This is a genomic window from Streptomyces sp. Y2F8-2 (genome assembly GCF_014905555.1).
In the GTDB taxonomy this organism is placed as follows: domain Bacteria; phylum Actinomycetota; class Actinomycetes; order Streptomycetales; family Streptomycetaceae; genus Streptomyces; species Streptomyces cynarae.
Map to the genome: position 1 here is coordinate 437,421 of NZ_BNGS01000007.1, position 24,499 is coordinate 461,919.

Genomic DNA, 24,499 nt, shown 5'->3' on the forward strand with positions numbered 1-24,499 from the left:
CGGCTTCAGCACAGAATCCCCGTATGTCCGCGGTCGGAGCCGTCGGCGGCGCGCGGCATGACGTGAGCACGCGGGAGTGCCGAGCCGCGGGCGCCGGCAGGCCCAGAGCGCGACGAGCGAGAGGCAAGCATGGGCACGGACACGGCGCCGGCGATCGCGGGGCCCGTACCGAGGAGGCGGGCCGGGCGACTGGTCGTCGACTGGCTCACGACCACCGACCACAAGAAGATCGGCCACCTCTATCTGATCACGTCGTTCGGCTTCTTCCTGATCGGCGGCGTCATGGCGCTGCTGATGCGCGCGGAACTGGCCCGGCCCGGCCTGCAGCTCATGAGCAACACCCAGTACAACCAGTTGTTCACCCTGCACGGCACGATCATGCTGCTGCTGTTCGCGACCCCGAGCTTCGCGGGCTTCGCGAACGAGATCATGCCGCTGCAGATCGGCGCGCCCGATGTGGCGTTCCCGCGACTGAACATGTTGTCGTACTGGCTGTTCCTGTTCGGCGGGCTGATCGTCCTGGGGTCGCTGCTGACGCCGGACGGCGCCGCCGACTTCGGCTGGTTCGCCTACGCCCCGCTCAACAGCCACGAGCACACGCCGGGCATCGGCGCCGACCTGTGGATCCTGGGGCTCGCGCTGGCCGGCTTCGGCACGATCCTCGGCGCCGTGAACTTCCTGACGACGATCGTCGGGATGCGTGCGCCGGGGATGACGATGTTCCGGATGCCGATCTTCACCTGGAACACGCTGTTCACGTCGATCCTCGTGCTGATGGCGTTCCCGGTGCTGGCCGCGGCGCTGCTGGTCCTGGAGGCGGACCGGCGGTTCGGCTCGCAGGTGTTCGAGTCCGCCAACGGCGGCGCCATCCTGTGGCAGCACCTGTTCTGGTTCTTCGGCCATCCCGAGGTCTACATCATCGCGCTGCCGTTCTTCGGGATCATCACGGAGATCATCCCGGTCTTCAGCCGCAAGCCGATCTTCGGCTATCTGACGCTGGTCGGCGCCACGATGGCGATCACCGGCCTGTCGATCGTCGTCTGGGCGCACCACATGTTCGCCACGCAGGCGGTGCTGCTGCCGTACTTCTCGTTCATGTCCTTCATGATCGCGGTGCCGACGGGGGTGAAGTTCTTCAACTGGAGCGGCACGATGCTCCGGGGCTCGCTGTCCTTCGAGACGCCGATGCTGTGGGCGACCGGCTTTCTGGTGTCGTTCCTGTTCGGCGGGCTGACCGGGGTGGTCCTGGCGTCGCCGCCGCTGGACTTCCACGTCACCGACTCGTACTTCGTGGTCGCCCACTTCCACTACGTGGTCTTCGGCACCGTCGTCTTCGCGACCTTCGGCGGCTTCTACTTCTGGTGGCCCAAGTTCACCGGCAGGATGCTCGACGAACGGCTCGGCAAGATCCACTTCTGGACGCTGTTCACCGGCTTCCACACCACGTTCCTGGTGCAGCACTGGCTGGGCGCGGAGGGCATGCCGCGCCGGTACGCCGACTATCTGGCCGCCGACGGGTTCACCGCGCTCAACGCCGTCTCGACGATCGGCGCGCTCCTGCTCGGCCTGTCGACGCTGCCGTTCCTCTACAACGTGTGGCGCACCGCCCAGTACGCGCCGAAGGTGGAGTCCGACGACCCGTGGGGCTTCGGCCGCTCCCTGGAGTGGGCGACCTCGTGCCCGCCGCCGCGGCACAACTTCGTCACGCTGCCCCGGATCCGCTCCGAGTCCCCGGCGTTCGACCTGCACCATCCGCTGTACGCCGGTCAGGCCCCTCAGCCCGAGCCAGAGCGGCATCAAGCCGGTCACGAGCCGTCCTGACGGTCTCGATGAGCTCGGCGGGCTCCAGGATCTCGAAGGGGAAGCCGGTCATCATCACATGAACCACCATTGCCTCGAGGCTGGGGGCCCCGGTGCGCAGCAGACAGCTGCCGTCGCTCTCCGCCTCCAGGGTCCCGGCCGACGGGGAGATGCGCTCGGCCGCCTCGTGCAGCGGCACCAGCAGCCGCAGGACGGCCTGCGCGGCGTACGCGCGCGTGGAGACGCCCCGCGACACGTAGGCGGCCAGGTCGTCGGCCGGCGGTGTGCGCGGGGTGAAGCGGGGGCCGTGCGGCGGCTTGGGGGTGATGCGGTCGACGCGGAAGGTGCGCCAGCCGTCGCGCTCGAGGTCCCAGGCGACCAGGTACCAGCGGCGCTCGGTGCACACCAGGCGGTGCGGCTCGACCGTACGGCGGGTGGCGGCGCCCTCGTGATCGCGGTACTCGAAGCGCAGCCGCTCCGCGTCCCGGCACAGGTGGGCCAGCTCCGTGAGGACGCCCGGGTCCACGGGGGACGGGGCGGGCCCGCGCAGCATCGGCACGGTGAAGGCGTTGAGGGCGCCGACGCGGCGGCGCAGTCGGTCGGGCAGCACCTGCTCCAGCTTGGCGAGGGCGCGGACGGAGCTCTCGCCGATGCCCTCGATGCCCTGTCCGGCGGCCGTGCGCAGCCCCACGGCCACGGCGACCGCCTCGTCGTCGTCCAGCAGCAGCGGCGGCAGTTCGGCTCCCGCGCCGAGCTGGTAGCCGCCGCCGGTCCCGGGGCTGGCGTTGACGGGGTAGCCGAGGTCGCGCAGCCGTTCCACGTCGCGGCGGACGGTGCGGGGGCTGACGCCCAGCCGATCCGCGAGGTCGGCTCCGGACCATTCGCGGTGGGCCTGGAGCAGGGACAGCAGGCGCAGCAGTCGGGCCGAGGTGTCCAGCATGGGCCGAGTCTGCCAGGCCCGGCGGCCGGGCCTGTGCGCACGGCGGTCAGCTCACGGCGCTGACGGTCACCGACAGGTCGTTGTCGACGGTGTAGTAGGGCCGGGCCCGGACCTCGCCGTGCTCCGCCCGCACCGTGGCCTTCGGGTAGCGGAAGACCGGCTTCTTGTCCACGACGTCGTCGAGCAGCCGTGCGATCCGCACCCGGGGCCCCTCCTCCCCGGCCGGGCGCAGCCACAGGTCCCAGATGCCGGGGTCGAGCGGCGCGTAGGGAACGGTGAAGCCGAACTCCGCCTCCCGGGCGGTGACGTCGGCGCGCAGCACCTTCTCCGCGCAGCTGCGCCCGCGGACCTCGGCATAGGCGTCGGGCGCGAGCCCGGTGCCGTACACCCGGCCGCTCACCGTGAACCCGCCCTGGGTGAGGTGCAGTCCTCCGGCCTCGGCGTGCGGGGCGCGCAGCCAGCTGCGGACGGCCAGGGTGCCCTGCCTGGTGGTGTACGGGATGCGGACGGCGATCCGGGCGGCCGTTTCCCCGGGCACGCGGTCGACGAGGGACCGCAGGTCACTGACGCCCGGGACGAGGGGGTGCTGCTCGTCCTCGGCGAACCGTGCGTAGGCGTCCCAGCGGCCCTCGGGCAGGTCGACGCTGCTGGGCAGGGCGGCGCGCAGCCCACCGCCCTCGGCGGGAGCCAGTGGCAGCGCGCACTCCTCGCCGTCGCGGCGGCGCAGCACCAGGTGGGCGGGACCCGGCTCGGCGACGCCGATGTCGAAGGTCAGCCCTCCCGCGGTGTCGGCGACGCAGTCGGCGGACACGGGCGGGGCGGTGTGTGAGGGCTCGGTCATCATGCGGGGCCACGTCGTGCTGCTCGGCGAGCGCGATCGCGACGCTGTACGTCGTGCGGTTCGTCCCTCCGGTCTCGGCGTGCGGGGCGCGCACCCGAAGGCGCTGTCCTCCCAGCCTCCCACGGACGGGCGGCTCCTGCGCGTCGTCGGAGGCGGGGCCGGCTGCTCATGGCCACGGGGAGCGGCAGCCCGTCGGCGGTGCACGAACGCGTCGGGCCCCGACGTCCCGCTGTGACGTCGGGGCCCGAGGGGCGGGCACGGTCAGAGTTCGAGCCGCTGCCCCGGAACGATCAGGTCGGGGTCGCCGCCGATGACCGCCTTGTTGCGCTCGTACAGCCGCTGCCAGGTGGTGCCGTGCCGCTCGGCGATGCCGCTGAGCGTGTCGCCCTGGCGCACGGTGTAGTCACCGCGGGACGCGCTGCGGTTGACGTGGCCCGTCGAGCGCTGCGGCGCCTTCCACGACTGCTTCGCCGGGGCGGACTCGGTGGTGGCCGCCTTCGAGGAGGAGCGGGTGCTCACCTCGGCGCCCGACGCGGCGGGCGCGTTGCCGTAGGCGCCGGCGCGCTGCGAGCAGACCGGCCAGGCGCCCCAGCCCTGGGCCTGCTGGACCTTGGTGGCGACGGCGATCTGTGCCTGGCGGGAAGCCTGGTCGGCGGTCGGGGCGTAGGCCGTGCCGCCGTACGCGCGCCAGGTGCCGGCGGAGAACTGCAGTCCTCCGTAGTAGCCGTTGCCGGTGTTGATGTGCCAGTTCCCGCCGCTTTCGCACTGGGCGATGCGGTCCCACACTCCACCGTCGGCCGCGGCGGCGTTGCCGGTCGCGGCGAGCAGTCCGAGCGGGGCGAGCAGGGCCGCGCCGGCGAGGACCGCCGAGTTACGGGTCGTACGAGTCTTACGGGCGTTATCGGCACATTCGGACATGTAATTCCCTCTCCACAGACCCGGATCCCCCAAGGCGAGGCGCGCCGTCCCGCGCATGGAACGCGGTCGTCGCACTCCGCCCCGTCCGCCGGAGGTGGTGCTGCGCGCCGGCTGTGCGGCGCGGCCGGTGGACGTACCCGGGCGGTGCTCGTTGCACACGGCGGAGGAATGTAGGGAGGTCGGCGGCCCGGAATCAACCAACTCCATGTCATTCGAGGCCAGTTGGCTGTTACCGCAGGTATCGTCGATTTCAGGCCACCCACTTCATTCGCTGATTTCCGGATTTGTCGACCAGCGAACGCGGCGGTCTGTGAGTCACTTCACGGAACCAACTCGCTGCGGTGACAAAGAAGTTGACATGGAGTGACCGATTCCGCGGGGAGCTTCACCCTGCGCGCTGGTTGGTTCGATTCCGTTCGCCTTCGGGCGTGACTCCGGCCACAGATCGCCCGTTGTCATCTTCATGAGCCGGGGACCCCCGGGCTCATGGGCCGGGAGCCACCCGGCACCGTCACGTACCGCATCCCGAGGGAGCCACCCGTGCCGCGCATGCTCGACGTCAGCGACGCCGTACGCGCCGAGATCGGCGACGAAGAAGCCGACCGGCTGCTCGCCGGAGACAACACCCCGGGCAGTTACGACTGCACCTCCTGCCGCACCCCGGGCGACTCCTCACAGGAGCGCACCAGCACCGTCCTGTTCGTCGGCGAGGAGACGGCCGTCCTCGCCTTCGCCCACGCCACCTGCCTGCCCTCCCAGGTCGTCCAGGTCACCGAGGAACAGCTGCAGGGCGCCGTCCGCTCCATCACCGCCGAGCAGGGGCCCGGCACGGCCGTACCCGAGCAGGCGGTTCTCGGTGTCACCAGCGGACTCGTCCTGATCGCCGGAGAGCTGCACCCGGCGCTCGTCGTGGAGCCGACCGCGCCGATCGCGCGCCCGGGCACGACCGGGATCGGCGACGACTTCCTGCCGCTGCTCATCGAGCAGGGCTTCATGCCGCTGACGGCGATCGAGTCGGTGCCGCCGGTGCTGCACGGCTGGTCGGTACTGCTCGCCGTGGGCCAGCTGCACGCGGTGCTGCAGCCCGGGGCGAACGGCGGGCAGCCGGTGGCATGGTGGCAGGCCCACCAGCCGCTGCAGGTGACCGACGGGTGGCGGGCGGCCGCCAACAAGCACCAGCAGGTGCTGATGTTCGCCGCGCCGGTGGGATCGATCGGGCGTCAGCCGCGCGAGGACCTGCTGCGGGAGGCGCTGGACAGGGCGGCGGCGAACGGCAAGCTCGTGGCCGCGGCGTTGCCTCTGGCGGGCATCTGAGGCCTGCGCCCTCTCCCGGGCGCCGCCGCTGCCGAAAGCGGACTAATCGTGCGCATCCCTTGAGCGGCGGGGTCGTTGGCACCTACGTGCACGCATATGACGTCCCCCGCCGCCAGTCCTACCAGCCTATCCGCTCCGGTGCAGCGACCCAGGACCCCTCCGCCACGCCGATCTACGACGCGCTCTACGCCGAGTACGTCAGAGCCTTCCGGGCGTGCCCGGGCGACCGCAGCGGCGAGGAGGAGCTGGGTTTCACCGCCTTCTCCGCCTCCCCTCAGCACGGGACCGGGCACCTGGCCGCCCAACACGGCCATACGGCCTCGGCGGCCAGCGTCTGGCAGCAGGTGGCGCGGCACGCCCGCGGCATGCACCACGTCCCGGCGCTGCCGCCCGCACCACGCAGGGGACTGTGAGCGGGGCGGCAGAGGACGCAGAACACGCAAAGGCCGGCCCCCGCACGGAGGCCGGCCCTTGTGTCACGTCACTTCTTCTTGCCGCGCTTCTCGCGCACGCGGACCGAGATATGGATCGGCGTGCCCTCGAAGCCGAACTCCTCGCGCAGCCGCCGCTCGATGAACCGGCGGTAGCCCGCCTCGATGAAGCCGGAGGCGAAGAGCACGAACCGCGGGGGCTTGGTGCCCGCCTGCGTGCCGAAGAGGATGCGCGGCTGCTTGCCGCCCCGGACCGGGTGCGGGTGCGCGGACACGAGCTCGCCGAGGAACGCGTTGAGGCGGCCGGTCGGCACCCGCGTCTCCCAGCCCGCGAGGGCGGTCTCGATCGCCGGGACGAGCTTCTCCATGTGGCGGCCGGTACGCGCCGAGACGTTCACGCGCGGCGCCCACGCCACCTGGCCCAGCTCGGTCTCGATCTCCCGCTCCAGGTAGTAGCGGCGCTCCTCGTCGAGGGTGTCCCACTTGTTGAAGGCGAGGACGAGCGCACGGCCCGCCTCCACCGCCATGGTGACGATGCGCTGGTCCTGTACGGAGATGGACTCGGCGGCGTCGATGAGGACGACCGCGACCTCCGCCTTCTCGACGGCGGCGGCGGTGCGCAACGAGGCGTAGTAGTCAGCGCCCTGCTGGAGGTGGACCCGCTTGCGGATGCCGGCCGTGTCGACGAACTTCCAGGTCTTGCCACCGAGTTCGATCAGCTCGTCGACCGGGTCGCGGGTGGTGCCCGCGAGTTCGTTGACGACGACGCGCTCCTCGCCGGCGACCTTGTTCAGCAGTGAGGACTTGCCGACGTTCGGGCGGCCGATCAGGGCGACACGGCGCGGTCCGCCGACCCCGGCGCCGCCGAAGGTCTGGGCGGGCGCCTCGGGCAGGGCCTCGAGGACGGCGTCCAGCATGTCGCCGGTGCCACGGCCGTGCAGCGCCGAGACCGGGTAGGGCTCGCCGAGGCCGAGGTTCCACAGGTACGCCGCGTCGGCCTCGCCGCTCGGGCCGTCGACCTTGTTGGCGGCGAGCACCACGGGCTTGCCCGCCTTGCGCAGCAGCCGGACGACCGCCTCGTCGGTGTCGGTGGCCCCGACCTTGGCATCGACGACGAACACGACCGCGTCGGCGGCCTCGATCGCGTACTCGGCCTGCGCGGCCACGGAGGCGTCGATGCCGAGGACGTCCTGCTCCCAGCCGCCGGTGTCGACGACCTTGAAGCGGCGGCCCGCCCACTCGGCCTCGTAGGTGACGCGGTCGCGGGTGACGCCGGGCTTGTCCTCGACGACCGCCTCGCGGCGGCCGATGATGCGGTTCACCAGGGTCGACTTGCCGACATTGGGGCGGCCGACGACGGCGAGCACCGGGAGCGGGCCGTGTCCGGCCTCCTCGATGGCGCCCTCGACGTCCTCGAGGTCGAAGCCCTCTTCCGCGGCGAGCTCCATGAACTCCGCGTACTCGGCGTCGCCGAGCGCCCCGTGCTCGTGCTCGTGCTCCGCCGAGCCGTCGGGCTGGATCTGGTCGTTCATGAAGTCCGTACCTCGTTCATCGTGGTGATCGGTGGAGCACCGCACCTACGGTGATCCACTACTCGAGTGTCGCCTAGCGCCCGGTCGAACGCCTGGCGTTTTCCAGGTGCTCGGTGAGCTGCTTCTGGATGCGCGCGGTCGCCTCGTCCAGCGCCTTGCGCGTACGCCGCCCGCTGCCGTCGCCCGCCTGGAACGGGTCGCCGAAGACGACGTCGATACGGCTGCGCAGTGGGGGCAGCCCCTTTATCAACCGTCCCCGCCGTTCGGAACTTCCCAGCACCGCGACCGGGACGATCGGCGCCCCGCTGCGCAGTGCGAAGTAGGCGAGCCCGGCGCGCAGCGAGGCGAAGTCGCCCCCGCCGCGGGTGCCCTCGGGGAAGATGCCGAGGACTCCCCCGTTCTGGAGCACGCCGAGCGCCCGGGTGACGGCCGTGCGGTCGGTGGACGTGCGGTCCACCTTCAGCTGGCCGATGCCGCGCAGGAAGGGGTCCAGGGGACCGACGAACGCCTCCTTCTTGATCAGGAAGTGCGTCGGCCTGGGCGCCACGCCCATGACCATGGGCCCGTCGATGTTGTGGGAGTGGTTCACGGCGAGGATCACCGGGCCGCTCGCGGGCACCCTCCACGCGCCGAGCACGCGCGGCTTCCACAGCCCGTACATCAGCGGGACGCCGATGCGCCGCCCGACTTCGGCGCTCCGCGCGGAAGGAACCTCGGTCACTTCCCGGCCCGCTTCTCCTCGACGAGGGTGACGACGCACTCGATGACCTGCTGAAGGGTGAGGTCGGTGGTGTCGACCTCGACCGCGTCGTCCGCCTTCGCGAGCGGGGACGTCTTGCGGCTGGAGTCGGCCGCGTCCCGCTTGATCAGCGCCTCACGGGTGGCGTGCAGGTCCGCGCCCTTCAGTTCGCCGTTGCGTCGGGCGGCGCGTGCCTCCGGGGAGGCGGTGAGGAAGATCTTCAGGTCGGCGTCGGGCAGCACGGTCGTGCCGATGTCGCGGCCCTCGACGACGATGCCGTTCTCGGCCGAGGCGGCCAGCGAGCGCTGCAGCTCGGTGATCCGGGCGCGCACCTCGGGCACCGCGCTGACCGCGCTGACCTTGGAGGAGACCTCCGGGGAGCGGATCGGCCCGGAGACGTCCGTGCCGTCCACGGTGATGGTGGGGGCCTTGGGGTCGGTGCCGGAGACGATCTCCGGCTTGCCCGCCACCGCCGCGACGGCCGTGGGGTCCGCTATGTCGATGCCGTTGTTCACCATCCACCAGGTGATCGCCCGGTACTGGGCGCCGGTGTCCAGGTAGCTGAGCCCGAGCTGTGCGGCCACAGCCTTCGACGTGCTCGACTTGCCCGTGCCGGCGGGGCCGTCGATGGCGACAATCACTGCCGGGGCGGTCCGGGCGGCGCCGTTTTCCACGGTGGGAACACCTTCCTGGTGCGGTGTGGCGGGTGGGTGGACGGGCGGGACGCGAGGGCGCCCCGCACAAGGTTACTGGCTCGCCGGGCCCGGCATGCCGGCCCTGCCCGTCACCCGGTCGCCGCAGCGCCCGGCGCGGACCCGCGGCCGGTGGTACGGCCGTCCTACTGCCTGATCAACCAGCCCCGCTCACGCAGCGCGGCGCTCAGCACCGGAGCGGCCGTCTGCTCGACCATCAGCTGGACCAGGCCCGCCTGCTGCCCCGTCGCGTGTTCGATGCGGACGTCCTCGATGTTGATCCCGGCCCTGCCCGCGTCCGCGAAGATACGGGCCAGCTGGCCGGGCTGGTCGTCGATGAGGACGGCCACGGTCTCGTACGCCCGTGGGGCGCTGCCGTGCTTGCCGGGCACCCGGACCTGCCCGGCGTTGCCGCGGCGCAGCACGTTCTCGATGCCCTCGGTGCCCTCGCGCCGCTTGGCCTCGTCGGAGGACTGCAGGGCCCGCAGAGCCTGGACGGTCTCGTCGAGGTCGGCGGCGACCTCGGAGAGCAGGTCGGCGACCGGGCCCGGGTTGGCGGACAGGATGTCGATCCACATCCGGGGGTCGGAGGCCGCGATCCGGGTCACGTCCCGGATGCCCTGCCCGCACAGCCGTACGGCCGCCTCCTCGGCGTGCTCCAGGCGCGCGGCGACCATGCTGGAGACCAGGTGGGGCATGTGCGAGACGAGCGCGACGGCCCGGTCGTGGGCATCGGCGTCCATGACGACCGGCACGGCACGGCAGTGCGAGACCAGCTCCAGGGCGAGGTTGAGCACCTCGGTGTCGGTGTCCCGGGTCGGGGTGAGCACCCAGGGCCGTCCCTCGAAGAGGTCGCCGCTGGCCGCCAGCGGGCCCGACTTCTCGCGGCCCGACATGGGGTGTGTGCCGATGTACGAGGTCAGGTCGAGGCCGAGCGCCTCCAGCTCGCGGCGCGGCCCGCCCTTGACGCTGGCCACGTCGAGGTAACCGCGCCCGAGGCCGCGCCGCATGGCGTCGGCGAGCGCGGCGGCCACGTGGGCGGGCGGGGCGGCGACGATGACCAGGTCGACCGGGCCTTCGGGCGCCTCGTCGGTCCCGGCTCCGAGCGCGGCGGCCGTACGGGCCTGCTCCGGGTCGTGGTCGGCGAGGTGCACGGTGACCCCGCGGGCGGCGAGCGCCAGGGCCACGGACGTGCCGATCAGCCCCGTACCGATGACGAGTGCGGTCCTCACTGGGCGATGTCCTTGCGCAGAGCGGCGGCGGCACCGAGGTAGACGTGCGCGATCTCCACGCGCGGCTTGTCGGACTCGATGTGGGCGAGGATGCGGACGACCCGGGGCATCGCGCCCTCGATGTCCAGCGCCTGGGCGCAGATCAGCGGCACGTCGACGATGCCGAGCTTGCGGGCGGCGGCCGCCGGGAAGTCGCTGTGCAGATCGGGCGTGGCCGTGAACCAGATGCTGATCAGGTCGTCGGTGGTCAGCCCGTTGCGCTCCAGGATGGCGGTGAGCAGGGCACCGACCTGCTCGTCCATGTGCCCGGCCTCGTCCCGCTCGAGCTGAACGGCGCCACGGACCGCTCGTACCGCCACGGTGGTGCTCCTTGCTGATCTACGGAAAGGTCTGCTCACCAGCGTAGGGCACGCCCCGCGCCCCTCAGGAGCGCGGGGAACTGCGCGATCAACCAAGACGAAGCCGCAGTCGCCGTCCACCCGAAGGTGTCGAGCTCCGAGGTGCTAGAGATCGACTTCCTTCATCAGCATGCCGACCTCCGTGTTGGACAACCGCCGAAGCCACCCCGACTTCTGGTCCCCCAGCGTGATCGGCCCGAAGGCCGTCCGCACGAGCTTGTCCACAGGGAACCCGGCCTCGGCCAGCATGCGCCGCACGATGTGCTTGCGCCCCTCGTGCAGGGTCACCTCGACGAGGTAGTTCTTGCCGGTCTGCTCGACCACCCGGAAGTGGTCCGCGCGGGCGTACCCGTCCTCGAGCTGGATGCCGTCCTTCAGGCGCTTGCCGAGATCGCGCGGGATCGGGCCCACGATGTGCGCGAGGTAGGTCTTCTTCACGCCGTACTTGGGGTGGGTCAGCCGGTGCGCGAGCTCGCCGTGGTTGGTGAGCAGGATGACCCCCTCGGTCTCGGTGTCGAGCCGGCCGACGTGGAAGAGCCGGGTCTCCCGGTTGGTGACGTAGTCGCCGAGGCACTGGCGGCCCTCCGGGTCCTCCATGGTGGAGACGACACCGGCGGGCTTGTTGAGCGAGAAGAACTGGTACGACTGCGTGGCCACGGTCAGCCCGTCGACCTTGATCTCGTCCTTCTCGGGGTCGACCCGCAGGCCCTGCTCGGTGACGATCGCGCCGTTGACCTCGACCCTGGCCTGCTCGATCAGCTCCTCGCAGGCGCGCCGGGAGCCGTAGCCCGCGCGCGCGAGCACCTTCTGCAGCCGCTCGCCCTCCTGCTCGGCGCCCGGGAAGGTCTTGGGCAGCTTGAGGTCCTTCTTGCCCGCGTACCGCTCGCGGTTGCGCTCCTCGATCTGCGCCTCGTACTCGCGCGGGCGCGCCGGGGCCGTACGACCGCGTCCGCCGCGCTGCTGGGACTGCTTCGGACCGCCCTTGGCGCCACCGCGGGCCGCGCCGCCGCGCCCGGACTTCGGGCCGTCCTGCGTGGCGCCCGGGCCGACGTCGTAGCGGCGCTCCTCGGGGCGGGGCTTGCGGGGGCGGCCCTGCCCCTGCTTCTGGTCCCTGTTGTTGCCGGCACCGCGGTAGTTACCGCGCCCGCCGCTCTTGCCGCTGCCGCTGCTTCGCATCAAAGTTCCGTCGTCGTCTTCGTCGTGTGATCGTCGTCTGCGTCCGGAGCATCGGGAGCATCCGGGTCGAACGACGGTACGCCCTCCTGGGTCTCGGCCTCGATCGCCTCCGCCTCCGGGAGGAAGGGCGCGAGCTCCGGAAGCTCGTCCAGGCCGCGCAGGCCCATCCGCTCCAGGAAGTAGTTCGTCGTCCTGTACAGGATCGCACCTGTTTCGGGTTCCGTGCCCGCCTCTTCGACCAGACCGCGCTGGAGGAGGGTGCGCATGACCCCGTCGCAGTTCACTCCGCGCACCGCCGAGACGCGGCTGCGGCTGACCGGCTGGCGGTACGCGACCACGGCGAGGGTCTCCAGGGCGGCCTGGGTGAGGCGCGCCTGCTGCCCGTCGAGCACGAACCGCTCCACGGCGGGGGCGTACTCGGCGCGGGTGTAGAAGCGCCAGCCGCCCGCGACGAATCGCAGCTCGAAGCCGCGGCGCTGCACGGTGTACTCGTCCGCCAGCTCGCGCAGCGCGTCCGCGATCTGCCGGCGGGGCCGCTCCAGGATCTTCGCCAGGTGCTCCTCGGTGGCGGGCTCGTCCACGACCATGAGGACGGCCTCGAGGGCGGGCTTGAGGTCGAGGTCGGCGACGGTGTTCAGCCCTGCCGGTGCGTCGATGGTGTCCTCGCTCACGCCTTCTCCTCCTCCTTGGCCGGCTCTGGCTCCTCGGGCGGCCGGTCGAACTCGTCGGTGACCATGACGTCGGCGTCCCCGTCCCCACCGGTCCAGCGCACGACCAGCTCGCCGAGGGCGGCCTCCTGCTCCAGCGCCACGGCCTTCTCGCGGTACAGCTCCAGCAGTGCGAGGAAGCGGGCGACGACGGTGAGGGTGTCGTCGGTGTCCTCGATCAGCGCCCGGAAGCTGGCCTCCCCGAGTTCCCTCAGCCGGGCCACGACGATCCCGGCCTGCTCCTGCACGCTGACGAGCGGGGCGTGGATGTGGTCGACGTACACCTGCGGCTTGGGCTTGGGCTGCATCGCCTTGACGGCGAGCTTGGCGAACCCTTCGGGGCCGATGCTGATGACGACCTCGGGCAGCAGCTCGGCGTGGTGCGGCTCGAGGCCGACGGTACGGGGATACCGCCGGGCCTCGTCGTCGGTGCGCCGGTTGAAGATCTCGGCGATCTGTTTGTACGCGCGGTACTGCAACAGCCGCGCGAACAGCAGGTCCCTGGCTTCGAGCAGGGCGAGGTCGGCCTCGTCCTCCACCTCGGCGGCGGGCAGCAGCCGCGCGGCCTTGAGGTCGAGCAGCGTGGCGGCGACGACGAGGAACTCGGTCGTCTGGTCCAGGTCCCAGTCCGGCCCCATGGCCCGGATGTGCGCCATGAACTCGTCGGTCACCTTGGACAGGGCGACCTCGGTCACGTCGAGCTTGTGCTTGGAGATCAACTGCAGGAGCAGGTCGAAGGGACCCTGGAAGTTGTCGAGCCGGACCTTGAAGACGCCGTCGCCGGGTTCGGTCTCGTCGACGGGAGGTGCGGGGGCCCCGGTCGCCTCGACCACGGCCTCCGGTTCGGGCCGAGGCGGAGATTCGGGCTCGGCCTCCGGCTGAGGCTCGGGCTCACGCTGAGGCTCGGGCCGAGGTTCAGGCTCGGGCCGAGGTTCAGGCTCGGGCCGGGATTCGGGCTCGGGCCGAGGTTCAGGCTCGGCGGCCGGCGGTACCTGTTCGAGCGGCTCCGCCTCCTGGGCAGGCAGCGCGGGTGCGACCGGTGCGGCTCCGGGACCCCGCCCCAGCGCACGCCGACGCCCGCCGGAGCCGGGGGAACCGGAAGCGGAAGCGGAGCCGTCGTTCGAGGTCATAGCCGTCGCAGGCTACCTCTTACCGCCCCCGGAGCCGACGTACGAGAATGCTCGCGTCCCCCCGGGACTCCAGATCCGCCAGCACCACGGCGACGGCCTCCCGCACGATCCGCCCGCGGTCCACCGCGAGCCCGTGCTCGCCCCGGAGCACCAGCCGTGCGTGCTCGAGGTCCATCAGCTCCTCGGCGGACACGTACACGGTGATCTTCTCGTCGTGCCGCTCGCGGCCGCTGGGCCGCCGCCCGGCTGCACGCCCCCGCTTTCGCTGCTCGGCCGCGGATGAGGCCGCGGAGGAACCGGCAGAACCTTCCTGCGCCGCCGCGGCGCCACGCCGCGCGGTCCGCTCGGCGGCAGTGGACCGTGCACGGGACTCCCCGGCGTCGGTCTCCGCGGCGTCCGCCGCGACGTGCTCGTCGCCCTCCCCGTCGCCGCCCTGCACGGGCACCGACGGCGGTGCGTCCTCCGTGGCCGCCGGGTCGCTCTCGCCCGCGGGAGCCGGCACCCGGGCCTCGCCGTTGGCCTGGCGCCTGGGAGTGGACGCCTGGAGCGCCGTTCCCCCGGTGGTACGGAACAGTTCGTCGGCCCCCGGCAGACTCACTCGGCGTGACACCGGGCGAGCACCTCCCTGGCGAGCTGGCGGTAGGCGGCGGCACCGACGGAGTTGGAGGCGTACGTGGTGATCGGTTCACCGGCGACCGTGGTCTCCGGGAAGCGCACGGTCCGGCCGATCACCGTGTGGTAGACGTGGTCGTCGAACGCCTCGACGACCCGCGCGAGGACCTCACGGCTGTGCACGGTCCGGGAGTCGTACATCGTGGCGAGGATGCCGTCGAGCTCGAGGTCGGGGTTGAGCCGTTCCTGGACCTTCTCGATGGTCTCGGTGAGCAGCGCGACACCGCGCAGTGCGAAGAACTCGCACTCCAGCGGCACGATCACCTTGTGCGCCGCGGTGAGCGCGTTCACGGTGAGCAGGCCGAGCGAGGGCTGGCAGTCGATCACGATGTAGTCGTAGTCCGGCAGCAGCGGCTTGAGCGCCCGCTGGAGCGTGGACTCGCGCGCGACCTCCGACACCAACTGGACCTCGGCGGCCGAGAGGTCGATGTTGCTCGGCAGCAGGTCCATGTTGGGGACCGCGGTCTTCAGCAGGACCTCGTCCGCGGACATGCCCCGCTCCATGAGCAGGTTGTAGACGGTGAGGTCCAGCTCCATGGGGTTCACGCCGAGTCCCACGGACAGCGCGCCCTGCGGGTCGAAGTCGACGAGCAGCACCCTGCGCCCGTACTCCGCGAGCGCGGCACCCAGGTTGATGGTCGACGTGGTCTTGCCGACGCCGCCCTTCTGGTTGCACATCGCGATGATCGTGGCCGGGCCGTGGTCGGTCAGCGGTCCGGGGATCGGGAAGTACGGCAGTGGGCGGCCGGTGGGGCCGATGCGCTCACGGCGCTGCCGGGCCGCGTCGGGCGCGAGCGTGGCCGCGTACTCGGGGTCGGGCTCGTATTCGGCGTCGGGGTCGTAGAAGTGCCCGTCGGGCAGCTCTTCGTAGTCGGCGAAGTGGTTGTGGACTCCGCCACTTCCGTCGCCGGACATGGCGTTCACGTGTTGGCCATCCATGCTCTGGTGTGCTGTCTGAGCCATGTGGGGGCTCTGGCTCTGGTGGGCTGCGAAGGTACGGACAGCGACGGAGCCGACAGCCTCGAGCCCCGTGGGGCCCGTGCCCCGCGCAGGCATTCCTGGTTGACCACCCCCGGGAGTAAATGTCGACTCATTCACAAGTCGTCTTACCTCCTTGGTGACCAGGAAACTTCTAGATAGGTCAGCGTGGCACCATGCCGACGGTTGGCGACTCTATGGCGTGTCGGCGGTCCGCAGCAACACAATCCGCCGGACCCGGATCGATGTGTCGGCAATGAAACATCCCGCTGTCAAGGGCGTCCGGGCGTCGTTCGCCCGGTTTCACCGGTGTGCGAAACGGTGGAAGGGTTGCGTTCGAGGCGACTTGAACGAGTGTCGCAAAGTGACCATACACACATCCGGCCGGACCTTGTCGGGCAAGGTCCGGCCGGATGAGCGGTGTTGACGAGGCGTGTTGACCTATCGCCTTGTAGGCACGGGAAATCGAACCCGCACCGGTGACCGGCCCGTGAGGAACTAGCCGAGCAGGGATTCCAGCTCGACGTGCTCCAGGCCGTGTGCCTCGGCGACCTCCTTGTAAACCACCTTGCCGTCATGGGTGTTGAGACCCTTGGCCAGCGCGGCGTCGCGGCGCAGGGCCTCGACCCAGCCGCGGTCGGCGAGTTCCACGATGTAGGGCAGCGTGGCGTTGGTCAGTGCGTAGGTGGAGGTGTTGGGGACGGCGCCGGGCATGTTGGCGACGCAGTAGAAGACCGACTCGTGGACCCTGAAGGCCGGCTCCGCGTGCGTGGTCGGGCGCGAGTCCTCGAAGCAGCCGCCCTGGTCGATCGCGATGTCGACAAGGACACTTCCGGGCTTCATCCGGGAGACCAGCTCGTTGGTGACCAGCTTCGGGGCCTTGGCGCCCGGGATGAGGACGGCGCCGATGACGAGGTCGGCGTCGAGGCAGGCCTTCTCCAGCTCGAAGGCGTTGGAGACGACCGTCTGGATCTTCGTACCGAAGATCTTGTCGGCTTCCTTGAGCTTGTTGATGTCCTTGTCGAGCAGGGTGACGTGGAAGCCCATGCCGATGGCGATCTGCGCCGCGTTCCATCCCGACACGCCGCCGCCGATGACGACGGCCTTGGCGGCGGGCACACCCGGGACGCCGCCCGGCAGCACGCCGCGGCCGCCGTTGGCGGCCATCAGGTGGTAGGCGCCGACCTGCGGGGCGAGCCGGCCCGCGACCTCGGACATGGGGGCGAGCAGCGGGAGCGCCCGGTTCGACAGCTCGACCGTCTCGTAGGCGATCGCCGTGGTGCCGGACTCGAGCAGCGCGTCCGTGCACTCCTTGGAGGCGGCCAGGTGCAGGTAGGTGAAGAGCGTCTGGTCCTTGCGCAGGCGGTGGTACTCCTCGGCGATGGGCTCCTTGACCTTCAGCAGCAGGTCGGCGGTGGCCCACACCTCGTCGGCGGTGTCCAGGATCTGCGCGCCTGCGGCGATGTACTCCTCGTCCGGGATCGAGGAGCCGACACCGGCGTTCCGCTCGACGACCACCTGGTGGCCGTGGCGCACCAGCTCGTGCACGCCGGCGGGGGTGATGGCCACCCGGAACTCGTTGTTCTTGACCTCGCGGGGGATGCCGACCTTCACGTCGATCACGGTCCTTGGCTCAGGGAATGTGGGGGCATTGCAAGACATACCCGGACGCACAGGAGCACACCGGGAGACACCGCAGGAGAACGTGCGGCGAAGCCAGTTTAATGAAGGTGTTCCCGCTGTCTAGCCTTTCATTGCATCAATCTTCAGCGGGTGTACTACGGATTTCGCAGGCGTTAGCGGTGTGTTCCGGGGTCAGTGGACCCTCCTGCGCACCGTCTCCCAGCATGCGCTCGGCCGCCGACCGGTGCAGCGCGGCGGCCGCCGGGTCGCCGAGACGTTCCAGTGTGTCGGCGACCCGGAGCCGGAGCGCCGCCTGCAGCCGGGTGTCGTCGGCCTGCCGCGCCCACTCGACGGCCTCCTCGCAGGTGCGCAGCGACTCCTCGGGGCGTCCGGCGTACTCCTGGACACGGGCCAGTTCGCTCAACGCCCGGGCGTGCGCGGCCACATCGCCGCTCCTGCGGTGCAGAGCGATCGCCGCGCGCCAGTTGCGCTGCGCCTCGCCGTAGCGGCCGGCGTAGGTCTGGACGGTGGCGAGGCGGCCGTACAGGCGGGCGGCCTCCGCGCGCTCGTCGCGGGCGAGGCGATGGGACAGGGCCCTGCCGTACCAGTCGGCCGCCCGGTCGAAGTCCCCGATCTCCTGGTGGGCGCCGCCTACGGATTCCATCGCGCGGCCGGTCGCATACGGGTCGTTGCCGGCCCGTCCGGCGTCCAGCGCGGCCCGGTAGCGGGCCAGTGCCTCCCTCGTACGGCCGGTCCGCGCGTCCACGTCGGCGAGGTTCAGCAGGGCCGCCGCCTTCTCGCGGTGCAGGCCGCGGCGCTCGGCGACATCGAGGACGAGCCGGTGGATGCCGTACAGCTCGGGCGCGGCCGCCCGGGTGCCGAAGTGGGCGACCAGGGCCCGCACCAGCGCGGCCATAAGACGCCGCGCGAGGGTGTCCAGCTCGCCGTCGGCGACCGCGAGCCGGGCCGACGCCAGCAGCGCGGGCTGCCGCAGGCGCAGCCAGTCCTCGGCCGCTCGGGGGCTCGCGAAGCGCAACTCGCGGGGCAGCCCTGCGAGCTTCTCGCGCGCCTCGGGGCTGTCGGTCTCGGTGATCACCCGGCAGGACTGCAGCAGCCGTACCGTCCGCTCCAGCATCCGGGCGCGGGCCAGCTGCAGCTCGGCCGGACGGTCGTGACGCTCGGCGAGGGCGCGCAGCAGGGGCAGCAGGCAGCCCGGGACCTCGTACTGCGGCAGGGGTGTCCCAAGGCGCCGCAGGAAGCCGCGGTCCGTGAAATCGTCGAGGGCGGCGCAGGCGGTGTCGACGGGGCAGCCGGCCAGCGCGGAGGCGGTGTGCGGATCGGGCAGGCCGGCGGGGGCCAGGCACAGCAACCGCAGCATCCGCTGGGCGGAGCCCGGCAGCGCCTCGTAGGAGAGCCGGAAGGCGCGGGCGAGGGGCGGCCCGTCCTCGGCACCGGTGCGCAGGTGCCGGGCGAGGTCGGCGACGGCGGCCTTGGGCTGGGCGGCCAGCCAGCCCCCGGCGAGGACGAGCGCGGCGGGCTGGCCCGCGCACTCCTCGACGAGCCCCTCGGCGGCACGCGGGTCGACGGTGACGCGCACGGAGCCGGCGTACCGGGTGAGCAGTTCCAGGGCGGCCTTGGTGTCGAGGCCGCCGAGGGTGCAGGGCCGCACGTCCGCGATGCCGGTCAGCGGGCCCTGGGCGACGGCGACGACGAGGCAGTCGGGCGCGTCCGGCAGCACCGCGTCCACCTGCTCGGCGGACACGGCGTCGTCGAGCAGCAGCAGCGCTCGGCGCCCCGCGAGGGCCTCACGCACCGCCTGGCCCAGCTCGTCCTCGTCGGCCCCGGGCGGGGTGGGCACACCGAGGGCGGTCAGCAGCTCGCGGGCGGTGCGCTCGGTGGGGACGGGGGTGCCGTCGGGCTCGCTGAGGCGGGCGCGCAGCACGCCGTCCGGGTAACCGGCCGCGACCTGGCGCGCCAGTTCCTCGGCGAGCGCGGTGCGGCCGTAACCGGGGCGGCCTGCGACGAGCAGCACGCGGGCGCGGGGTGCCTTGCGTCCGGAGAGGGTGTCCAGGCCCGCGCGCTCGATGTCGGCACGGAGTTCCTTCAACTCCCGTGTGCGGCCGAGGAACCGACCGTGGCCGGCGACGGGACGCGAATCGCTGTCCGACCGCACGCCACCGTCTGTGTCCACCGCCTGATCCGTCACGGGCCACGCTCCCGTCCACTGCGCACACGGGCCCGCCGAAGCCTCGGGCGGGTCGCTGTCAGAGCCTAGTTGACGCTCTGCGACGATCCCTGCGGAGCACGGCGGACAGGTCCCTCGATCGGATCAGGCGATCGTACGACCGGTGGTGATTTTTCAGCCCGTTCGGGGCGCCACGGCTCGAACCGGCTCCCGCCCCCCTCGACACCCCCGTCCGGGGGCGAAGGGGCGGAGCCCCTGGGGACGGTGTCCGAACCGGAGGCGTCACGCCTGGAACGGCCGGGCCGGCCACGGGGCCTCGGCCGGGCGCAGGGCGTCCAGGCCTTCGCCGGTCCGCGCGGCGACGAGCGACAGCACGCCGACGACGAGGCAGTTGTTGTGGAGGTCGCCCGCCAGGACGCCCCGCACGAGGTCCGCCACCGGCACCCGGGCCAGCTCCATGTCGGCCTCCTCGTCCTCCACCTCGAAGCGCTGCCCGTCGGCCGCGGACAGGTCGCGGGCGAGGAAGATGCGCACGGCCTCGTCGCAGCCGCCGGGGGTGGTGTAGACGTCGGCCAGCACGCGCCAGTCCTCGGCCTTGACGTGCGCCTCCTCGTACAGCTCGCGCTGGGCGGCGTGCAGCGGGTTCTCGCCGGGGACGTCGAGCAGGCCGGCCGGGATCTCCCACAGCTTCTGGCGCACCGGGTGGCGGTACTGCCGGATGACCAGCACCCGGTCCTGGGCGTCCAGGGCGAGGACGGCCACCGAGCCGGGGTGGACCTGGTAGTCGCGGCGCGCCACCGAGCCGTCCGGCATGACCACGTCGTCGGTGCGGACGGAGGTCTTGTTGCCGACGAACGGGGTCTCGCTCGCCCGGATCTCCCACTCCTCGGCGGTGTCCTTGATCGTGGCCATGTCGCCCTGTTCCTCCCACGCCTCGCACGAAACCGGGGTACGCCTCTGTCAGGACGCGTACCCCGGCCACCGTACAGGCCCCGTGTTACTTGCCGTTCTTCCCGTTCTTGCGTTCCACGGCCGCCTTCACCAGGCCCGCGAACAGCGGGTGCGGGCGGGTCGGGCGGGAGCGCAGCTCGGGGTGCGCCTGGGTCGCCACCAGGTAGGGGTGCACTTCGCGCGGGTACTCCACGTACTCCACGAGCTTGCCGTCGGGCGACGTCCCGGAGAACACGATGCCCGCCTTCTTCTCCAGCTCGGCGCGGTAGGCGTTGTTCACCTCGTAGCGGTGGCGGTGGCGCTCCTCGACGTACTCCTTGCCGTCGTAGACCTCGCGCACGATCGAGCCCTCGGCGAGCTTGGCCGGGTACATGCCGAGCCGCATCGTTCCGCCCATGTCGCCCTCGCCCGCGACGATGTCGAGCTGCTCGGCCATGGTGGAGATGACCGGGTGGGCGGTGGCCGCGTCGAACTCGGTGGAGTTCGCGTCGGGGATGCCGGCCAGGTTGCGCGCGGCCTCGATCACGATGCACTGCAGGCCGAGGCAGAGGCCGAGCAGCGGGACCTTGTTCTCACGGGCGTACTGGATGGCGCCGACCTTGCCGGACACGCCCCGGTCGCCGAAGCCCCCCGGGATGCAGATCGCGTCCACGTCGGACAGCTGCTTCTTGGCACCCGCCGGGGTCTTGCAGTCGTCCGAGGTGACCCACTTGATCTTCACCCGGGCCTTGTTGGCGAAGCCGCCCGCGCGCAGCGCCTCGGTCACCGAGAGGTAGGCGTCGGGCAGGTCGATGTACTTGCCGACCAGGGCGAGGGTGACCTCGTGCTCGGGGTTGTGGACCCGGTCGAGCAGGTCGTCCCACGTCGTCCAGTCCACGTCGCGGAAGGGCAGGTCCAGCTTGCGGACGACGTAGGCGTCCAGGCCCTCGCCGTGCACGGTCTTCGGGATGTCGTAGATCGAGCGGGCGTCCGGGCAGGCGACGACGGCGGCCTCGTCGACGTCGCACATCAGGGAGATCTTGCGCTTGATCGCGGTGGGGACCTCGCGGTCGCAGCGCAGGACGATCGCGTCCGGCTGGATACCGATGTTGCGCAGCGCGGCCACGGAGTGCTGGGTCGGCTTGGTCTTCAGCTCGCCGGAGGGGCCGATGTAGGGCAGCAGCGAGATGTGCACCACGAAGACGTTGTCGCGGCCCACCTCGTGGCGGACCTGGCGGACGGTCTCCAGGAACGGCAGCGACTCGATGTCGCCGACCGTGCCGCCCACCTCGGTGATCACGACGTCCACCTCGTCGGTGGCCATGCGCCGGATGCGGTGCTTGATCTCGTTGGTGATGTGCGGGATGACCTGCACGGTGTCGCCCAGGTACTCGCCGCGCCGCTCCTTGGCGATCACCGTCGAGTAGACCTGCCCGGTGGTGACGTTCGCCGAGCCGTCCAGGTCGCGGTCGAGGAAGCGCTCGTAGTGGCCGATGTCCAGGTCGGTCTCGGCACCGTCGTTGGTGACGAACACCTCACCGTGCTGGAACGGGTTCATCGTGCCGGGGTCGACGTTCAGGTACGGGTCGAGCTTCTGCATCACGACGCGCAGGCCCCGGGCCTTGAGCAGCATGCCGAGGCTGGAGGCGGTCAGACCCTTGCCGAGCGAGGAGGCGACACCCCCGGTGACGAAGATGTGCTTGGTCGTCGTGGCTGTGCTGTTTCGAAAAGCAGCGGGCGGCATGGCCAAGAGGGGGCTCCCGTGGTCGCGGTCTGGGGTGCGGTACGGCTGGTCCTCGAAGTATTTTTTTCGGGGGTGCCGTCGCTGCGGTTCGGGGGTTTCGAGCCCACCGGTCCACGGGCTACCAGCGTATCAGCGCCGCGAGGGGACTGCTTCCGGCCACGCTCCGCGCATGTGTCACCACGGACGCGCGAACCTTAAGAGGTTTTCACCGGGGTTTCACCGCGGCTCACTCGTTCGGGGCAGCCCGGTTGCCCGGCGGGGCACGCGGATCATGCACGTGCGTCGTATCCTGCTCGGACACTCTCTGCCGAGCACTCCCGGAAAACGGCACCACCCCCGCCGGTCACCGGAACAACAAGAGCTCGTCAGTTCGTTGAACATCGACTGCATCATTTTCGAATGGGTCGGTGAACAACGCCGTTTCTTACGACCCCCATGACCGCACAGAGCGACCGCCCCTCGGGGCGACGTGGCCGTTCGACTGGAGTTGCATTGGCCGGGCGCATCGAAGACTACGCACTCATCGGAGACATGCAGACCGCGGCGCTGGTCTGCCGGGACGGCACCGTGGACTGGCTGTGCCTGCCCCGCTTCGATTCCCATGCCGTCTTCGCGGGACTGCTCGGCACGGAGGAGCACGGCTTCTGGCGGCTGGGCCCGGCGCACGCGTCGGACGCCGAGCCGCCGAGGGCGACCCGGCGCACGTACCGCGGCGAGTCGCTGATCCTGGAGTCCGAGTGGGACACCCCGCGCGGCACGGTCCGGGTCATCGACCTCATGCCGCCGCGTGACGGCGCCCCCCAGCTGATCCGGATCGTCGAGGGCGTCACGGGCCGGGTGCCGATGCGGTCGGCGCTGCGCATGCGCTTCTCCTACGGGCGCATCGTGCCCTGGGTGCACAAGCACGAGGGCCGCACCGTGGCCGTCGCCGGACCGGACTCCGTGTGGTTCGACACAGAGGCCGAGACGTACGGCAAGGGTCTGACCACGTATGCGGACTTCACGGTCGCGCCGGGTGACCGGATCGGGTTCACGATCTCCTGGCAGCCCTCGCACAAGGAGCCGCCGCCGCTGCCGGAGCCCGAGCAGTCGCTGGAGGCGACCGAGGACTTCTGGCGCGACTGGGTGGAGCACTGTACGTACCACGGCCCCTACCGCGAGGCCGTCATCCGCTCGCTGATCACCCTGAAGGCCCTGACGTACGCGCCGACCGGCGGCATCGTGGCCGCGCCCACGACGTCCCTGCCGGAGGAGATCGGCGGCGTGCGCAACTGGGACTACCGCTACACCTGGCTGCGGGACGCGGCGATCACCCTGTCGTCGCTGCTGCGCACCGGCTACCGCGAGGAGGCGCGCGCCTGGCGCGAGTGGCTGCTGCGGGCCGTGGCCGGCGACCCCGAGAACCTGCAGATCATGTATGGCATCGCGGGCGAGCGGGAGCTGGGCGAGGCGGAGCTGGACTGGCTGCCCGGCTATGAGAACTCGGCCCCGGTGCGCGTCGGCAACGGCGCCGCACACCAGTTGCAGCTGGACGTGTACGGAGAGGTCACCGAGGCCCTGCACCTGGCCCACATGACCGGGCTCGCCCGCAACGACTACGCCTCCCTGCTCCAGCTGAAGCTGATCCGCTACCTCGAGCAGCACTGGGACGAGCCGGACGAGGGCATCTGGGAGGTGCGCGGCCCGCGCCGGCACTTCGTGCACTCCAAGGTGATGGCCTGGGTGGCGGTGGACCGCACGATCAAGCTGATCGAGTCCGGTGACGCGGACGGACCGCTGGAGAAGTGGCGTGAGCTGCGCGACGACATCCACCGGGACGTGTGCGAGAAGGGCTACGACAAGGAGCGCAACACCTTCACGCAGTCCTACGGCTCCAAGGAGCTGGACGCCTCGCTGCTGCTGATCCCACAGATGGGCTTCCTGCCGCCGGACGACAAGCGGGTGATCGGCACGATCGAGGCGATCCAGCGGGAACTGTCCACCTCGGACGGCTTCATCCTGCGCTACCCGACCTCGGGCGAGGAGGAGGGCGTGGACGGCCTGCCGGGCGACGAGGGCGCCTTCCTCGCCTGCTCGTTCTGGATGGCCGACGACCTGGCGATGATCGGCCGCGTGGACGAGGCCCGCAAGCTGTTCGAGAAGCTGCTGGCATTGCGCAACGACGTGGGGCTGCTCGCAGAGGAGTGGGACCCCCGCCTGAAGCGCCAGGTCGGCAACTTCCCGCAGGCGTTCAGCCACGTGCCGCTGATCGACACGGCTCTGCGGCTTACGGCTTCCGGGGCGTACGGGGGCTGAGTGATTCCCCTCTTCGTGTAGAGGACCTCCCCGGTCGTCGTCTCCACTGCCGGCCGGGGCAGGAGCCCGGTGTTCGGCGGCCAGGGAGGCCGCCTCGGACATCACGGGGTACAGCGGTGGCCGCGCCGGTACGGCTGAGTGTCCGGTGTGGTGACGCGGCCGTGGTGGAGGACCTGCAGTGGCCGTGCCGGGCCGGCGACGCTGCCGAAACCGCTACCGGAT

At 71.3% G+C, this 24,499-nt stretch carries 21 protein-coding genes; 4 read left to right on the top strand and 17 right to left on the bottom strand.

The genetic code is table 11. The features are described from left to right. Window positions 1-129: 129 nt before the first annotated feature. The gene (ctaD, locus tag SY2F82_RS25210) at window positions 130-1,821 is read left to right on the top strand and encodes a cytochrome c oxidase subunit I (RefSeq protein ID WP_200421445.1); all 1,692 of its coding nucleotides are present in this window, start codon (window positions 130-132) and stop codon (window positions 1,819-1,821) included. Here ctaD and SY2F82_RS25215 read toward each other — a convergent pair. The 3 genes from SY2F82_RS25215 to SY2F82_RS25225 all read right to left on the bottom strand — a co-directional run bounded on the left by SY2F82_RS25215 (window position 1,703) and on the right by SY2F82_RS25225 (window position 4,499). After that, window positions 1,703-2,740 (bottom strand): YafY family protein, encoded by a 1,038-nt coding sequence (locus SY2F82_RS25215; RefSeq protein WP_200421446.1) that lies wholly within the window; start codon window positions 2,738-2,740, stop codon window positions 1,703-1,705. The genes ctaD and SY2F82_RS25215 overlap by 119 nt on opposite strands. Before the next feature lie 46 nt (window positions 2,741-2,786). Then, complete coding sequence (locus SY2F82_RS25220; protein WP_200421512.1) at window positions 2,787-3,581, bottom strand: hypothetical protein; 795 nt, start codon at window positions 3,579-3,581, stop codon at window positions 2,787-2,789. 261 nt (window positions 3,582-3,842) lie between these two features. Next, window positions 3,843-4,499: a transglycosylase family protein gene (locus SY2F82_RS25225; RefSeq protein WP_200421447.1), complete on the bottom strand. Its 657-nt coding sequence runs from the start codon at window positions 4,497-4,499 to the stop codon at window positions 3,843-3,845. Window positions 4,500-5,039: 540 nt separating this feature from the next. On the opposite strand from SY2F82_RS25225, the gene SY2F82_RS25230 reads away from it, so the two are divergent. After that, window positions 5,040-5,813 carry a hypothetical protein gene (locus SY2F82_RS25230; RefSeq protein WP_200421448.1) on the top strand — a complete coding sequence of 258 codons (774 nt, stop codon included), beginning with the start codon at window positions 5,040-5,042 and terminating at the stop codon, window positions 5,811-5,813. 86 nt (window positions 5,814-5,899) lie between these two features. After that, window positions 5,900-6,226 (top strand): hypothetical protein, encoded by a 327-nt coding sequence (locus SY2F82_RS25235; protein ID WP_200421449.1) that lies wholly within the window; start codon window positions 5,900-5,902, stop codon window positions 6,224-6,226. A gap of 68 nt (window positions 6,227-6,294) precedes the next feature. On the opposite strand, the gene der is transcribed toward SY2F82_RS25235, so the two are convergent. The 14 genes from der to SY2F82_RS25305 all read right to left on the bottom strand — a co-directional run bounded on the left by der (window position 6,295) and on the right by SY2F82_RS25305 (window position 21,982). Then, on the bottom strand, window positions 6,295-7,776 hold the full coding sequence (der, locus tag SY2F82_RS25240; protein WP_200421450.1) for a ribosome biogenesis GTPase Der: 1,482 nt from the start codon (window positions 7,774-7,776) through the stop codon (window positions 6,295-6,297). Window positions 7,777-7,849: 73 nt separating this feature from the next. Continuing rightward, window positions 7,850-8,497 (bottom strand): 1-acyl-sn-glycerol-3-phosphate acyltransferase, encoded by a 648-nt coding sequence (locus tag SY2F82_RS25245; protein ID WP_200421451.1) that lies wholly within the window; start codon window positions 8,495-8,497, stop codon window positions 7,850-7,852. Beyond that, window positions 8,494-9,189: a (d)CMP kinase gene (cmk, locus tag SY2F82_RS25250; protein WP_200421452.1), complete on the bottom strand. Its 696-nt coding sequence runs from the start codon at window positions 9,187-9,189 to the stop codon at window positions 8,494-8,496. The genes SY2F82_RS25245 and cmk overlap by 4 nt, the downstream gene beginning before the upstream one ends. A gap of 164 nt (window positions 9,190-9,353) precedes the next feature. After that, on the bottom strand, window positions 9,354-10,439 hold the full coding sequence (locus SY2F82_RS25255; protein WP_200421453.1) for a prephenate dehydrogenase: 1,086 nt from the start codon (window positions 10,437-10,439) through the stop codon (window positions 9,354-9,356). Then, a complete protein-coding gene (aroH, locus tag SY2F82_RS25260; RefSeq protein ID WP_200421454.1) occupies window positions 10,436-10,798 on the bottom strand; it encodes a chorismate mutase in 363 nt (120 codons plus the stop codon). The genes SY2F82_RS25255 and aroH overlap by 4 nt, the downstream gene beginning before the upstream one ends. A 144-nt stretch (window positions 10,799-10,942) precedes the next feature. Continuing rightward, window positions 10,943-12,013, bottom strand: coding sequence for a pseudouridine synthase (locus SY2F82_RS25265; protein WP_200421455.1), 1,071 nt, complete (start codon window positions 12,011-12,013; stop codon window positions 10,943-10,945). Next, window positions 12,013-12,684: an SMC-Scp complex subunit ScpB gene (scpB, locus tag SY2F82_RS25270; RefSeq protein ID WP_200421456.1), complete on the bottom strand. Its 672-nt coding sequence runs from the start codon at window positions 12,682-12,684 to the stop codon at window positions 12,013-12,015. The genes SY2F82_RS25265 and scpB overlap by 1 nt, the downstream gene beginning before the upstream one ends. Further along, on the bottom strand, window positions 12,681-13,850 hold the full coding sequence (locus SY2F82_RS25275) for a ScpA family protein (RefSeq protein ID WP_200421457.1): 1,170 nt from the start codon (window positions 13,848-13,850) through the stop codon (window positions 12,681-12,683). Before SY2F82_RS25275 ends, scpB begins: the two co-directional genes overlap by 4 nt. 19 nt (window positions 13,851-13,869) lie before the next feature. Then, entirely contained in the window at window positions 13,870-14,460 is a 591-nt protein-coding gene (locus SY2F82_RS25280) for a hypothetical protein (protein ID WP_200421458.1), read from the bottom strand. Beyond that, a complete protein-coding gene (locus tag SY2F82_RS25285; RefSeq protein ID WP_200421459.1) occupies window positions 14,445-15,578 on the bottom strand; it encodes a ParA family protein in 1,134 nt (377 codons plus the stop codon). The genes SY2F82_RS25280 and SY2F82_RS25285 overlap by 16 nt, the downstream gene beginning before the upstream one ends. A 420-nt stretch (window positions 15,579-15,998) precedes the next feature. Beyond that, the gene (gene ald / locus SY2F82_RS25290; protein ID WP_200421460.1) at window positions 15,999-17,123 is read right to left on the bottom strand and encodes an alanine dehydrogenase; all 1,125 of its coding nucleotides are present in this window, start codon (window positions 17,121-17,123) and stop codon (window positions 15,999-16,001) included. Between the two features lie 136 nt (window positions 17,124-17,259). Continuing rightward, the gene (locus SY2F82_RS25295; protein ID WP_200421461.1) at window positions 17,260-19,329 is read right to left on the bottom strand and encodes a tetratricopeptide repeat protein; all 2,070 of its coding nucleotides are present in this window, start codon (window positions 19,327-19,329) and stop codon (window positions 17,260-17,262) included. A gap of 261 nt (window positions 19,330-19,590) precedes the next feature. After that, window positions 19,591-20,220 carry an NUDIX hydrolase gene (locus SY2F82_RS25300; protein WP_200421462.1) on the bottom strand — a complete coding sequence of 210 codons (630 nt, stop codon included), beginning with the start codon at window positions 20,218-20,220 and terminating at the stop codon, window positions 19,591-19,593. Between the two features lie 85 nt (window positions 20,221-20,305). Continuing rightward, the gene (locus SY2F82_RS25305) at window positions 20,306-21,982 is read right to left on the bottom strand and encodes a CTP synthase (protein WP_200421513.1); all 1,677 of its coding nucleotides are present in this window, start codon (window positions 21,980-21,982) and stop codon (window positions 20,306-20,308) included. A gap of 492 nt (window positions 21,983-22,474) precedes the next feature. Between SY2F82_RS25305 and SY2F82_RS25310 the strand changes: the two genes are divergently transcribed. After that, the gene (locus SY2F82_RS25310; RefSeq protein WP_200421463.1) at window positions 22,475-24,277 is read left to right on the top strand and encodes a glycoside hydrolase family 15 protein; all 1,803 of its coding nucleotides are present in this window, start codon (window positions 22,475-22,477) and stop codon (window positions 24,275-24,277) included. The last annotated feature ends 222 nt before the right edge of the window (window positions 24,278-24,499 follow it).